Source organism: Clostridium sp. M62/1, from assembly GCF_020736365.1.
Taxonomy (GTDB): Bacteria; Bacillota; Clostridia; order Lachnospirales; family Lachnospiraceae; genus Otoolea; species Otoolea saccharolyticum_A.
Genome location: NZ_CP085988.1, coordinates 1,899,053 through 1,912,398 on the forward strand (window position 1 = coordinate 1,899,053; position 13,346 = coordinate 1,912,398).

Below are 13,346 nucleotides of genomic sequence, written 5' to 3' on the forward strand. Positions count from 1 at the left end.
CCTGCGCAGAAGGAAGTCCAAACGGCAGCAAGTTTTCATCTGCTATCATGATTTACCTCTTTGGGCGGCAATATACTGAAAAAGAGGAAATTAAAAAAACTTTTAGCCCTTGACAGGGAAACGCTCCTCCTCAGTCTCCGTTTCCATTTCGGACAAGGTATGGTATAATGGCTGCGTAGCAGGCATTATACCTGCGCATACCGGTTTCAGCATTCACTGCTGAAAACCGGGCGCTAAGTTCCGCCGGAGGCTGCCATATCCGGAGGATATGGTATAATGGCTGCGTAGCAGGCATTATACCTGCGCCGAGCCGCTGGCGCCCGAAGGGAGCCAAAACACCACTGCGGCGAGGAGAAAGGAAATCAGAGATGAGAGTCGAACAGATACAGATTCAGATAGAAAAAAACGGAGCATTTAAAATCACAGACAAGACGGCGGTGCTCACGGCCTACCTTCAGGATTCGGGAAGGGAGTGCAGGATAAAGGAACGGCCTGCAGTTATTATCTGCCCGGGCGGAGGCTATGAGTTCTGCTCCTTCAGAGAAGGGGAGCCGGTGGCTCTGGAGCTTCTGTCCAAGGGATACCAGGTATTTGTGCTGGACTACAGCGTAGCTCCGGACAGCTTTCCGACGGCCCTCCTGGAGCTTGCCGGGGCGGTGGCCATGGTGAGGATGAAAGCCAGAGAATGGAAGGTGATTCCCGAGAAAGTGGCCGTCATGGGCTTTTCAGCAGGCGGACATCTGGCTGCCAGCCTGGCAGTGTTCTGGAATCAGGAATTTCTGGCAGCTCTTGTGAAAGGCCAGGTGCAGTATCCCAGAGGCGACGGTTTCAGAAGAAGGGAAACGGTATTTTCCGAGAGCAGCCTGGAGGAAATTTCCCTGCTCCTGCGCCCGGACCGCCTGCTTTTGAGCTATCCGGTGATCACCTCCGGAGAGTATGCCCACAGAGGTTCCTTTGATGTCCTTCTCGGAGGCAGGAAGGGGGAGGAGAGAGAGCAGTTTCTCGATCTTCTGTCTCTGGAAAAGCAGGTGGGCAGCCAGGTGCCTCCTGTATTTCTCTGGCACACCTTCACCGACGGAACGGTTCCTGTGGAAAATACGCTTCTCTTTGCAGGAGCTCTGAGAAAGGCCGGAGTAAGCGCGGAGATCCATATCTTTCCCGAGGGACGCCATGGAATTGCCCTGGCCGACGAGCGCACCGACAAGGAGACAGATGACGGAAGAGGAAGCTGCGACGTGGAGTGCTGCCATCCGTGGGTGGAGCTTGCAGAGCGGTTTCTGGACAGGTGGAGAAAAGAGTAGAGGGGATGGAAAGCTTTTCTTTCCGCCTGGGCGGTCCGGGCCGCTCTGTCAGAATTCCTTGCCCTTGACTTTCCATATATTTCATACTAGAATAAAATGGACACCGAAGGCGCTGGTGTCCATTTTTTCTGTGCAGAGACAGAAGCTGCCGGAAAAGAAGCACCGGAAACAGACTGAACGGACATCACGGGCCGGGCAGAATCCGGAAACTCAGCAGGAAAAAGACAGAACATGGAGGAACCATTTTGGCTAATACAGAAAACACCACAGAGCAGATTAAAAAGAGAAGGACATTCGCTATCATTTCCCACCCGGATGCGGGAAAGACGACGCTGACGGAGAAGTTTCTTCTCTACGGAGGGGCCATCAACCTGGCCGGTACGGTTAAGGGGCGCAAGGCTACCAAGCACGCAGTTTCAGACTGGATGGAGATTGAGAAGGAGAGAGGTATCTCCGTCACCTCCTCTGTCCTGCAGTTTAACTATGAGGGCTACTGCATCAACATTCTGGACACTCCGGGACACCAGGATTTCTCAGAGGACACCTACAGGACGCTGATGGCGGCCGACTCGGCGGTTATGGTGATTGACGCCTCCAAAGGTGTGGAGGCCCAGACTATCAAGCTGTTTAAGGTATGCCTTCTGAGAAATATTCCTATCTTTACATTCATCAATAAGATGGACCGGGAGGCGAGAGATCCCTTCGAGCTGATGGACGAGATTGAGAGCGTTCTCGGAATCAAGACCTGCCCGATCAACTGGCCCATCGGCTGCGGAAAGAACTTCAAGGGCGTCTATGACAGAAATACAAAGAAGATCACCACCTTTACGGCGGCCATGGGAGGCCAGAAGGAGGTTGCGTCCAGGGAATTTGATCTGGAGGGAACAGAGGCAGAGCAGGTGATCGGGGCGGATTACCACAGCCAGCTTCTTGATGACATCGAGCTTCTCGACGGGGCCAGCGAGCCCTTCGACATGGAGAAGGTCAGCACAGGAAAACTCTCTCCGGCCTTTTTCGGGTCTGCCCTCACAAACTTCGGAGTGGAGACCTTTCTGGAGCATTTCCTGAATATGACCACACCGCCTCTTCCAAGAAAGACCACCACAGGCCAGGTGAACCCATTTGATGACAATTTCACGGCCTTTGTGTTTAAAATCCAGGCAAATATGAATAAGGCCCACAGAGACCGAATTGCATTTATGCGTATCTGTTCCGGAAAGTTCGAGGCGGGCATGGAGGTCAATCATGTGCAGGGAGGCAGAAAGATCCGTCTGTCCCAGCCTCAGCAGCTGATGGCCCAGGACAGAAAGATTGTGGAGGAGGCCTACGCAGGCGATATTATCGGTGTGTTCGATCCGGGCATCTTCTCCATCGGAGACACCCTCTGCGCGTCCAATGACAAAATTCAGTTTGAGGGCATCCCTACCTTCGCACCGGAGCATTTTGCAAGGGTACGTCAGATGGACACCATGAAGAGAAAGCAGTTTATCAAGGGAGTCAATCAGATCGCCCAGGAGGGTGCAATTCAGATTTTCCAGGAGTTCAACACGGGAATGGAAGAAATCATCGTGGGCGTGGTGGGAGAGCTGCAGTTTGAGGTGCTTACCTACCGTCTGGAAAATGAGTACAATGTGGAGGTCAAGCTGGAGAAGCTGCCCTACGAATATATCCGCTGGATTGAGAATAAGAATGAGGTGGATCCGGCCAAAATTCAGGGAACCTCAGATATGAAGCGCATCAAGGACTTAAAGGGCAATCCTCTGCTCTTATTTGTCAACAGCTGGAGCGTCGGCATGGTACTGGACAGAAATCCGGGACTGGTGCTCAGCGAGTTCGGGCGCGATTAAGGCTGCCGGCAGGGCGGCAGAAAAACCGTCCCTTCTATTTTTGGCATAGAGGGACGATCACAGAGACAGTATAGTTTAAACAGCACAGTCACAGAAGCAGCAGTAAGCTGGGAGGTAGAAAAATGAGCAAGATTGATGTTGTGAGAAAAGCGATGGTGGAGGCCATGAAGGCCAAGGACAAGGCAAGGAAGGATTCCCTGTCCATGCTGCTTTCAGCTCTGAAGAATGCGGAGATTGACAAGAGAGAGCCGCTGACAGAGGATGAGGAGAATGCAGTGGTGAAAAAGGAGATCAAGCAGACCAGGGAAACCATGGAGCTGGCTCCGGCCGACAGGGAGGATATCAGGAACGAGGCTGCGGCAAGGCTTTCCGTCTATGAGGAGTTCGCTCCGGCCGATCTGACACCGGATCAGATCAGGGAGGTGATCGGGGAAGTGCTCAGGGAGCTTTCCATCGATGAGCCAAAGAAGTCCGATAAGGGCGCAGTCATGAAGGTTTTAATGCCGAGAGTAAAGGGAAAGGCTGACGGCAGGGTTGTGAATGAGGTGCTGGCAGGAATGCTGAAATAAAGACAGGCGCAGGTCAGGCCTGAGAAAGAGACAGAAATGACAGGGCAGAGTGGGGCAGCCTGGTTGGGAGGCCCCGGAAAGGGGATGACAGAAGATGTACAGAGAAGAGATCGAGAAGTATATTGACAGCCACAGAGGAGAGATGCTTGAGGATATCAAGTCCCTGTGCCGCATCAACAGCGAAAAAATGCCTTACCAGGAGGGAATGCCCTACGGAGAGGGAGCCTGCCAGGCGCTTGGAACAGCGCTTGCCATGGCTGAGGGATACGGTTTTTCCATCTGCAATTACGACAACTATGTGGGAACGGTCGACTGGGGAGGAGAGGAAAGCCAGCTTGATATTCTGGCTCATCTCGACGTGGTTCCGGCCGGAGAGGGCTGGACTGTGACAGAACCCTTTGAGCCGGTGGAGAAGGACGGAAGACTCTATGGCCGCGGTACAGCCGACGACAAGGGGCCGGCCGTTGCCGCCCTCTATGCGTTGCGGGCAGTAAAGGAGTTAGGCATTCCGTTAAAGAAGCGCGTCAGGCTGATTCTGGGAACAGATGAGGAGTGCGGCAGCAGCGATATAAAACATTATTACGCTGTGGAGAAGGAGGCGCCGATGACCTTCTCGCCGGACGGAGCCTTCCCTGTTGTGAATATTGAGAAGGGCCATCTGGAGGGAGAATTTGAGGCAGAGTTTGAGGCTTCACAGGAGCTCCCCCGCGTGAAATCTATCAAAGCAGGCACGAAGATCAATGTGGTCCCCGGAAAGGCATTCGCTGTCTTTGAGGGGCTCGACGATGACGTGGTGAGAGCAGCGGCAGATGAGGTGGAGAAGGAGACAGGCGTTTCCTTTGAGATCATGGGAAAGGACAGCTGTCTTGAGATCACAGCCTGCGGAGCAGGGGCCCATGCGTCCACGCCTCAGGAGGGAAAGAATGCCATCACAGCGCTGCTCCTTCTGATCACAAAGCTTCCATTTGCAGCCTGCAGGCAGATAGAGGTGATAAAGGCCCTCTGCCAGCTCTTCCCCCACGGAGACACAGAGGGACGCGCCCTCGGCGTGGCTATGGAAGATGAACTGTCCGGCGCCCTCACCCTGGCCTTTGACATTCTCGAGGTGACAGAGGAGAAGATGCACGGAATGATTGACAGCCGTACTCCTCTGTGCGGCAATGAGGAGAATGTGTTAAAGCCTATAGCTGCGAAGATGGAGGAACTCGGCATCACGATGCTCACCCGCGAGATGCGTCCGCCTCACCACGTGGATGGAAATTCTGATTTCGTTAAAACCCTTCTTTCTGTCTATGAGGAGTACACGGGAAGAAAGGGCGAGTGCGTTTCCATGGGAGGCGGAACGTACGTCCATGATCTGAAAAACGGAGTGGCCTTTGGAGCCGCCCTTCCGGAAACGGACAACCGGATGCACGGAGCTGACGAGTTTGCCGTGATCGATGAGCTTCTCCTGAGTGCAAAGATTTTTGCCCAGGTAATTGCAGAACTCTGCGCTTAGGCGGGAATTCAGGAGAAAATGCCGGTTTTGCACCTGGTCTGTGCAGTCCGGGTACTTCGGTGAGTTCATAAAATATTTATAAAAATTTCCGTTTTGAGAATAAAACTTAATGAAAGTTCAATTGATTTGCCTGCTGCTTTGTGATAAACTTTTGCCTCAGAAGCGGCGGGAGGTCAGTTGGACTTTTTTTCCGCTTCTGCCATTTTTTTCTGAAATTTTCCTGCCTGTCCGGCTATGGAAGCTGAGGGCGCAGGAAGAGAAGTCTATGTGGAAACGGAAGGGTTTCCTTTCCGGGAGAGGAGAATGAATAATGAGAAAAAAGACATATGCGGCGCTTGCTGCTGCTGTCCTTGCAGCAGGAGCGCTTGCCGGATGCAGCAGCCAAAATACAGAGAAGGGAAAGGGGACAGCGGCCGGCGAAGGCACTGAGGAGACTGGGGAGACAGCCGTCCCGTCCTCTGAGGCACAGGAGGGACAGGCAGAGGGAGCCGGGATCTCGGACGCGGACATTGTGATTGCCGGAGGAGACGCAGCGGGAATGGCTGCAGCAATTCAGGCAGTTGCCGAGGGCACGGATCCGTCTAAAATTCTGGTTCTGGAAAAGGGAGGCGCAGAGAAGTCTGCACTTTCAGGAGAGAGCTTTAACGCAGCTGACACCGATGAGCAGGCGGAGGCCGGCATCGAAGATTCTGTGGATGCCTTTATCACCGATACTATGGCGGCAGGCGGCGGAAAGAACAGCCAGGAGATGGTGGAGCATATGGCGGAGAGCGGACGGGAGGCCCTTGTCTGGCTGAGAGATCAGGGAGTGGAACTGTCAGGCGTGACACAGGACGAGGGCTCCAGCGTAGCCAGAAGCTATCAGGCAGCGGACGGAGGGAATCTGGGAGAAGAGATAGAGGCGAAGCTTCAGGAGAAGTTTGATTCCCTGAACGTGAATGTGGCGGAAAACACAGAGCTTGCCCAGGTGCTTTACGGAGCAGACGGGGAAGTGACGGGAGTGAAGGTAAAGGGAGATAAAGGGGAGCAGGAGATTACCTGCCGGGCCCTTTTGGTGACAGATGTGGATTACATTGACCTGCTTGAGGATCTGGCAGTTTCCTATGTGACAGATGAGAGCGGGGCAAATAAGGGAATCCTGGTGGACAGCTGTGCCAATGCAGTAACCGCAGACGGAGGCGAAATTCCCGGACTTTACGGGGCTGGCGCTGTGATCGATGCGGCCCTCCACGGAGATAAGGCCCTGGCCGGAAACGAGCTGACAGGAACCATTGCGTTCGGCATGACGGCAGGCACGGAAACGGCCATCTACTCCCAGGACAATGCACCGGAGGCATAGATAAGGCACCTGTCACGGGAACCGGGCATATACTGGAATGAGGAGCCATTTTCAGGAGGAGTCCATGCGTCTTTGCGAGCTGAAGCAGAAGGAGGTTATCAATATCTGTGACTGCCGCCGTCTGGGATATGTGGGAGATGTGGACTTTGACGCCTGCACCGGCAGGATTCTGGCTCTCATTGTGCCCGGACCCGGCTGCCTGTGGGGATTTCTGGGCCGGGAGAGCGAATGGGTGATCCCATGGTGCGATATAAAGCAGATTGGGGATGACATTATTCTGGTAGAGCTGCATGAAAAAAAGGGAAAAGGCTGAAAACGGCTTGCATATCTGACCGCAGTACGTTAAAATAAGGACAATATATCACACAGGAGGAACAGAACGTGAAATGTCCATTTTGTAATGCAGCTGACACGAAGGTAATCGATTCCAGACCGGCAGACGACAACAGCTCTATCCGCCGCCGCCGTCAGTGTGAAACATGCGGAAAGAGATTTACGACTTATGAGAAGCTGGAGACCATGCCTCTCATGGTGATAAAAAAGGATAATTCCAGAGAGCTTTACGACCGCTCCAAGATAGAGGCGGGCATCCTTCATTCCTGCCATAAGCGCCCGGTATCTCCCCAGCAGATCAGCGCTACCATAGATGAGATTGAAAACCAGATTTTCAACAAGGAGGAGAGGGAGATTGAAACCTCCGCCATCGGCGAGCTGGTGATGGATAAGCTGAAGGATCTCGACGAGGTTGCCTATGTGCGCTTTGCCTCTGTTTACCGGGAGTTTAAGGATGTGGGAACCTTTATGGAGGAGCTTTCTAAGCTCCTGAAAAAAGAGTAAGGCCAGACGGACCGGATGGAGAGAAAGACTGAAAAGGTAAAACATATGTTTAAAGCATTCTACCCAAAGGAATACAGGGACTCCGCTTATGATATCCCCTACGAGAAGTTTTACAGGGAGGGGATTCGCGGAGTCATTTTCGATATAGACAATACACTCGTTCCCCACGGTGCTCCGGCGGATCAGAGGGCGAAGGAGCTTTTTTTGCGCCTTCACGGGATGGGTATGAAAACCTGCCTCCTCTCGAATAATAAGGAGCCCAGGGTGGCATCCTTTGCCAGTCAGGTGAAATCTCCCTATATTTTTAAGGGCGGAAAGCCTGGAACGAAGGGCTATCAGAGGGCCATGGAGCTTATGGGCACAGACTGCAGGACGAGCCTTTTTGTGGGAGACCAGCTGTTTACGGATGTGTATGGGGCCAACAGGGCAGGCATTTACGCAGTCCTGACAAAGCCCATCCATCCCAAAGAGGAGATTCAGATCGTGCTGAAGCGGAGGCTGGAGGCGGTGGTACTCCTCTTCTACAGGAGGGCGTGCGAAAAACAGAGAAAGCACAGCTGAGATCGAAAAAGAGCACAGCGGGAGATAAGACGGCGGCCGGCAGAAATCGCCGGGAAAGGACAGGCGGACAGGACAGATGAAAAATAATGAGAAAAACAGAGGTGCAGAGTGGGCGGCTCTGGTTAATGGGACAACCAAGGTGTGCGGGATTCTTGCAGATCCGGTGGAGCATTCCATGTCTCCTATGCTGCAGAACCTTTACGGGAACAGTACCGGGACGGACATGGTCTACGTGCCCTTTCGCGTAAAAGAGGAGGAGCTTGAGGCGGCGGTCAGAGGAGCCTTTGCCTTAAATATCAGAGGGCTGAACGTCACCGTTCCTCACAAGCAGAGTGTGATGCGTTTTCTGGATGGAATCGATGAGACGGCAAAGGCTGTGGGAGCCGTGAATACGCTGGTGCGCACAGAGGGCGGCTATAAGGGGTACAATACAGATGTTCCCGGACTTTTAAGAGCCGTGAGGGAAGCCGGAATCGAGATCAGGGGCAGAAACTGTATTCTGATCGGAGCAGGAGGGGCTGCAAAGGCGGCTGCCTACCTGCTGGCCGGCGAGGGAGCAGAGCATATTTACCTGCTGAACCGGAGCATGGACCGGGCTGCATCCTTAGCTGACTGGATAAACGGGCAGTCGGGAGGAAGAGAACTGGTGACAGCTCTGCCTGTTTCTGAGTGGAGGAGCATTCCTGACGGCAGGTATCTGGCCATCCAGTCCACCAGCGTGGGCATGTATCCGAACACGGACAGCGCTCCAATCGAGGACAGGGAATTTTACCGCCTGATAGATGAGGCAGTGGATATTATCTATACACCTGCGGAGACGAAGTTCATGCGCCTTGTGAGGGAGGCGGGAGGCCGTGCGGTGAACGGTCTCAACATGCTGATTTACCAGGGAGTGATCTCCTACGAGCTCTGGTATCCGGGCCAGAGAGTGAACAGGGAAACCCTGGCACTTGCCAGAAGGCTGATAGAGGAGCGGCTTGCCGGAGGGAGAGCCGGGGAGCCGGCCTGTGAAGAGACGGTACAGAACAGCCGCAAGGGCGGGAATGAAAGAAATTCTCTCCCATCCCCGATTCTGCTGATCGGTTTTATGGGGGCCGGAAAGACAAGCGTGGGAAAAATCCTTGCAGAGAGGACAGGCCTTCCGTTTCTGGACACGGATCAGGAGATTGAAAAAAGAGCCGGCATGACCATACCGGAGATCTTTGAGACGAAGGGCGAGGAGGGGTTCAGGGCTGTGGAAACAGAAACGCTGAGAGCTCTCATTGAAGAGTCTGAGGAGTCCCCAAGCCCGGCTGTATTCTCCACAGGGGGAGGGCTCCCCATGAGGGAAGAAAACCGGGAGCTTTTAAGGCAGCTGGGCTTCTGTGTCTATCTGAAGACCTCAGCCGGGGAGGTGCTCTGCCGCCTGAAAGGCGATACCACCAGGCCTCTCTTGAGAGGGGACAATGTAAGAGAGAGGGCAGAGGGGCTTTTAAAAGAGAGGGAGCCCTTTTATGAGGCCGCGTCAGACTGTATCGTGCTCACGGATCAGAAGACACCGGAGGAGATAGCCGAAGAGATCGAAAGCAAAATCAGGGAACTGTGATCCTGGGGCTTGGCAGCCCGCCCAGGGACATTCGGCAAAATGCTGACAATACCTGGCTTTGGCATCCCAAAGGAGCGGCAGGATTTGCAAAAAGTAGTTGAAAAACGGCATATTATAGTATAAAATGAAAAAGATTAAGAGAGATCATTCAAGGAGGAATATCATTTATGGTATCAGCTGGCGATTTTAGAAACGGCATTACAGTGGAAATCGAAGGAAATGTATTCCAGATTGTCGAGTTCCAGCACGTAAAGCCAGGCAAGGGCGCTGCATTCGTAAGAACTAAACTTAAAAATATCAAAAACGGCGGTGTTGTTGAGAAGACCTTCAGACCTACTGAGAAGTTCCCGGCAGCCAGAATTGACAGAGTAGACATGCAGTATCTGTACTCTGACGGAGATTTATTCCACTTCATGAACGTGGAGAACTATGAGCAGATCGCTCTGACAGCAGATCAGATCGGTGATGCCCTGAAGTTCGTAAAGGAGAACGACATGGTTAAGATCTGCTCCCACAATGGAGAGGTATTCTCTGTGGAGGCTCCGTTATTTGCAGAGCTTGAGATCACAGAGACAGAGCCAGGCTTCAAGGGAGATACAGCTACAGGCGCTACCAAGCCGGCGATTGTTGAGACTGGCGCTACCATCTACGTTCCGTTATTCGTAGAGATCGGCGACAAGGTAAAAATCGATACACGTACAGGCGAGTACCTGTCCAGAGTATAAGAAGAGCGAGTTCGCCCAGAGCGGACTGTCCTGCCGGGGCGCGGCTGCCATGACAGCTATTTTCCGCTCCGCGGATATGCGAAGAGGGGCCAGCGGGCGCTTCCGGTGCAGAAAGAGAAGGAAACGGAAAAAAGGAACTGTTGTAAAATATCTTCACACAGCTATTTTACAGCAGTTCTTTTGTTTAGGAGCCCGGGCGGAGCCGGTGTCTTAAGCTGCAGCTGGTCCTGTCGGCAGCAGGTAAGAAAGATGCGGGGAAAAGCGCGTCTGAAGAAAGAGAAGGCTAAAAGGCAGAAAATCTGAGAGCAGATGATAAAGCACCTGAGATACAGATGAAGGGGACGATAGATTGGAAGAGGAGTTTAAAAGGGGAGGCCGTGACGGCGCGTATGAGCCGGGACGGACGAGGGAGAGCAGCCGGAAGAGAGATACCAGGATGCAGAGAGAGTGGATGAAGCGCCGGAGAAAAAGGCGGTTTGGTATGCTGGGGGCGACGGCAGTTATTTTTTTCGCGGCGGGAATCCTGATTGGATGGTTTTTCAGGGGGAGCCTGATAAGAGAGCCGGTCAATCTCGCGGCCATCGAGATGCCGGACTGGGTGACGCAGGAGCTTCTGACTGTCAATCCGTACTCCAGGCCCGGGACAAAGCTCTGTTCCGTAAACGGGATCGTGGTTCACTATGTGGGAAATCCGGGCACCACGGCTGAGCAGAACAGAAATTACTTCGAGGGGCTGAAGGCTCAGACAGGGGAAAATAAGGTATCGGTCAGCAGCAATTTTATCATCGGCATGGACGGCGAGATAATCCAGTGTGTTCCCATAGATGAGATGGCGTACGCATCCAACAGCAGAAACTCTGACACGATCTCCATTGAATGCTGCCACCCTGAGGCAGACGGCAGGTTTACTGAGGAAACCTACGACTCACTGGTCAGACTGACTGCCTGGCTGTGCAGTGAGCTGAAGCTGAAGCCAAAGGATGTGATCCGCCACTACGATGTGACGGAGAAGGCATGTCCCAAATATTTTGTCGATCATCCGCAGGAGTGGGAGACATTTCTGAAGGATGTGAAGAAGGCAATGAGGGCAGGCTGACAGGCGCAGGCAGATCCCCCGGAAAAACAGGAAGGTCTGGTTGATCTTGCCGGGAAATTGGCTTATAATTATAGATCGCTCAGCAGCTGCGCACAGTGACAGAAAAAAGCTGCCGAAGCGGGCTGAGGCCGGCCGGGACGGCAGGGGCTGATGCAGGCGGCTTTTGGACAGGAGCGCAGACTCAGAATACCAGAAAAGGAGAAGCAGAAATCATGAAGAAAATGATTGACTTAATTGTGGCAGAGCTGACGCCTGCCTTTACGGAATGCGGATATGATGAAAAATATGTGAAGGTGACGGTTTCCAACCGCCCGGATCTGTGCGAATATCAGTGTAACGGAGCCATGGCAGCAGCCAAGGCTTACAAAAAGAAGCCCATCGACATCGCAAACGAGGTGGTGGAGAAGGCAAAGGAAAGCCGGATGTTCTCTGAGATCGGAGCCGTGATGCCGGGATTTATCAACCTGCGCATCTCTCCGGAGTATCTGGCCGGATATATGAACGAGATGGCGGCAGATGAGAAATACGGGCTGGAGGAGACAAAGGCCCCTGAAACGATTATCATCGACTATGGCGGAGCCAATGTGGCAAAGCCTCTTCACGTAGGTCATCTGCGCTCCGCTGTCATCGGCGAGAGCATTAAGCGGATCAGCCGCTATATGGGCCACCATGTGATCAGCGACGTGCATCTGGGGGACTGGGGACTCCAGATGGGACTGATTATTGAGGAGCTTCACGACAGACAGCCGGAGCTTCCGTATTTTGACGAGAGCTTCACTGGGGAATATCCGGAGGAGGCGCCGTTTACCATCTCCGAGCTGGAGGAGATCTACCCGGCTGCCAGCGCCAAGTCAAAGGTGGACGAGGCGTTTAAGGAGAGAGCTCAGGAGGCTACCTTCAAGCTGCAGAGCGGCTATGCACCCTACCGGGCTATCTGGAAGCATATTATGAATGTTTCCCTGAAGGACTTAAAGAGAAATTATGGAAACCTGAATGTGTCCTTTGATTTATGGAAGGGCGAGAGCGATGCACAGCCCTATATCCCGGCTCTGATTCAGGATCTCATTGACAAGGGGCTGGCTTACGAGAGCCAGGGAGCGCTTGTCGTGGACATTGCCGAGGAGACTGACTCCAAGGAGCTTCCTCCCTGCATCGTGAGAAAGTCCGACGGGGCGGCTCTCTATGCCACCTCCGATCTTGCGACTATCGTGCAGAGGGAGCAGGATTTCCACCCGGATCGCTATATTTACGTGGTGGACAAGCGCCAGGAGCTTCACTTTACCCAGGTATTCCGCGTGGCGAAGAAGGCCGGAATTGTGAAGGATGACACAAAGATGATCTTCCTCGGCTTCGGCACCATGAACAGCAAGGACGGCGGCCCGTTCAAGACCAGGGACGGAGGCGTCATGAGACTGGAGCACCTGATCGACGAGATCGATGAGGAGGTTTACAGGAAGATTCAGGAGAAGCAGAGAGTTCCGGAGGAGGAGATGAGAAGGACTGCCGAGATGATCGGCCTTGCAGCCTTAAAATACGGAGATCTCTCCAACCAGGCTACAAAGGACTACGTGTTCGACGTGGATCGCTTTATCTCCTTTGAGGGAAATACAGGTCCTCACATTCAGTACATGGTTGTGCGCATTAAGTCCATCCTTGAAAAGTACGGGGAACTGATGGGCGGAACCTACAGCCTGATCCCTATTCGCCCGGCGGCGTCAGAGACAGAGAAAAAGCTGCAGCTTGAGCTGTGCCGCTTCGGAGAAGTGGTGGAGTCAGCTTTTGCAGAGACAGCGCCTCACCGCATCTGCCAGTATATGTATGACCTGTCTGATGCGTTTAACAATTTCTATCTGGTGAACAAAATCATCGGCGAGGAGGACAGAGAGAAGCAGGCGGGCTTTATCAGTCTGATCAGTCTGACAAAGGATGTTTTAAATGCCTGCATGGATCTTCTTGGAATGGAAGCGCCGGAGCATATGTAAGTGTGT

At 53.2% G+C, this 13,346-nt stretch carries 12 protein-coding genes; all 12 read left to right on the plus strand.

Annotation, left to right across the window (positions count from 1 at the left end; all coding sequences use genetic code 11):
* Window positions 1–368: 368 nt before the first annotated feature.
* The 12 genes from LK436_RS08940 (at window position 369) to argS (ending at window position 13,340) form a co-directional block, all read left to right on the plus strand.
* Window positions 369–1,301 (plus strand): alpha/beta hydrolase, encoded by a 933-nt coding sequence (locus LK436_RS08940; protein ID WP_008398756.1) that lies wholly within the window; start codon window positions 369–371, stop codon window positions 1,299–1,301.
* 245 nt (window positions 1,302–1,546) lie between these two features.
* A complete protein-coding gene (locus LK436_RS08945) occupies window positions 1,547–3,148 on the plus strand; it encodes a peptide chain release factor 3 (RefSeq protein ID WP_008398758.1) in 1,602 nt (533 codons plus the stop codon).
* 122 nt (window positions 3,149–3,270) lie between these two features.
* Complete coding sequence (locus tag LK436_RS08950) at window positions 3,271–3,717, plus strand: GatB/YqeY domain-containing protein (protein ID WP_008398759.1); 447 nt, start codon at window positions 3,271–3,273, stop codon at window positions 3,715–3,717.
* Between the two features lie 94 nt (window positions 3,718–3,811).
* Window positions 3,812–5,215 (plus strand): dipeptidase PepV, encoded by a 1,404-nt coding sequence (gene pepV, locus LK436_RS08955; protein WP_008398760.1) that lies wholly within the window; start codon window positions 3,812–3,814, stop codon window positions 5,213–5,215.
* Window positions 5,216–5,525: 310 nt separating this feature from the next.
* Window positions 5,526–6,554 carry an FAD-binding protein gene (locus tag LK436_RS08960; protein WP_008398762.1) on the plus strand — a complete coding sequence of 343 codons (1,029 nt, stop codon included), beginning with the start codon at window positions 5,526–5,528 and terminating at the stop codon, window positions 6,552–6,554.
* Window positions 6,555–6,618: 64 nt separating this feature from the next.
* Complete coding sequence (locus LK436_RS08965) at window positions 6,619–6,867, plus strand: YlmC/YmxH family sporulation protein (RefSeq protein WP_021965823.1); 249 nt, start codon at window positions 6,619–6,621, stop codon at window positions 6,865–6,867.
* A 68-nt stretch (window positions 6,868–6,935) separates the two neighbouring features.
* Window positions 6,936–7,391, plus strand: a complete 456-nt coding sequence (nrdR, locus tag LK436_RS08970) for a transcriptional regulator NrdR (RefSeq protein ID WP_021965822.1) — start codon at window positions 6,936–6,938, stop codon at window positions 7,389–7,391.
* 45 nt (window positions 7,392–7,436) lie between these two features.
* Window positions 7,437–7,952 (plus strand): YqeG family HAD IIIA-type phosphatase, encoded by a 516-nt coding sequence (locus LK436_RS08975; RefSeq protein WP_044931678.1) that lies wholly within the window; start codon window positions 7,437–7,439, stop codon window positions 7,950–7,952.
* Window positions 7,953–8,028: 76 nt separating this feature from the next.
* Window positions 8,029–9,537: a shikimate dehydrogenase gene (gene aroE / locus LK436_RS08980; protein ID WP_008398766.1), complete on the plus strand. Its 1,509-nt coding sequence runs from the start codon at window positions 8,029–8,031 to the stop codon at window positions 9,535–9,537.
* Window positions 9,538–9,704: 167 nt separating this feature from the next.
* Entirely contained in the window at window positions 9,705–10,262 is a 558-nt protein-coding gene (efp, locus tag LK436_RS08985) for an elongation factor P (RefSeq protein ID WP_008398767.1), read from the plus strand.
* A 349-nt stretch (window positions 10,263–10,611) separates the two neighbouring features.
* Window positions 10,612–11,358, plus strand: coding sequence for a peptidoglycan recognition family protein (locus LK436_RS08990; protein ID WP_008398769.1), 747 nt, complete (start codon window positions 10,612–10,614; stop codon window positions 11,356–11,358).
* 212 nt (window positions 11,359–11,570) lie between these two features.
* Window positions 11,571–13,340 carry an arginine--tRNA ligase gene (gene argS / locus LK436_RS08995; RefSeq protein WP_044931682.1) on the plus strand — a complete coding sequence of 590 codons (1,770 nt, stop codon included), beginning with the start codon at window positions 11,571–11,573 and terminating at the stop codon, window positions 13,338–13,340.
* Window positions 13,341–13,346: the final 6 nt, after the last annotated feature.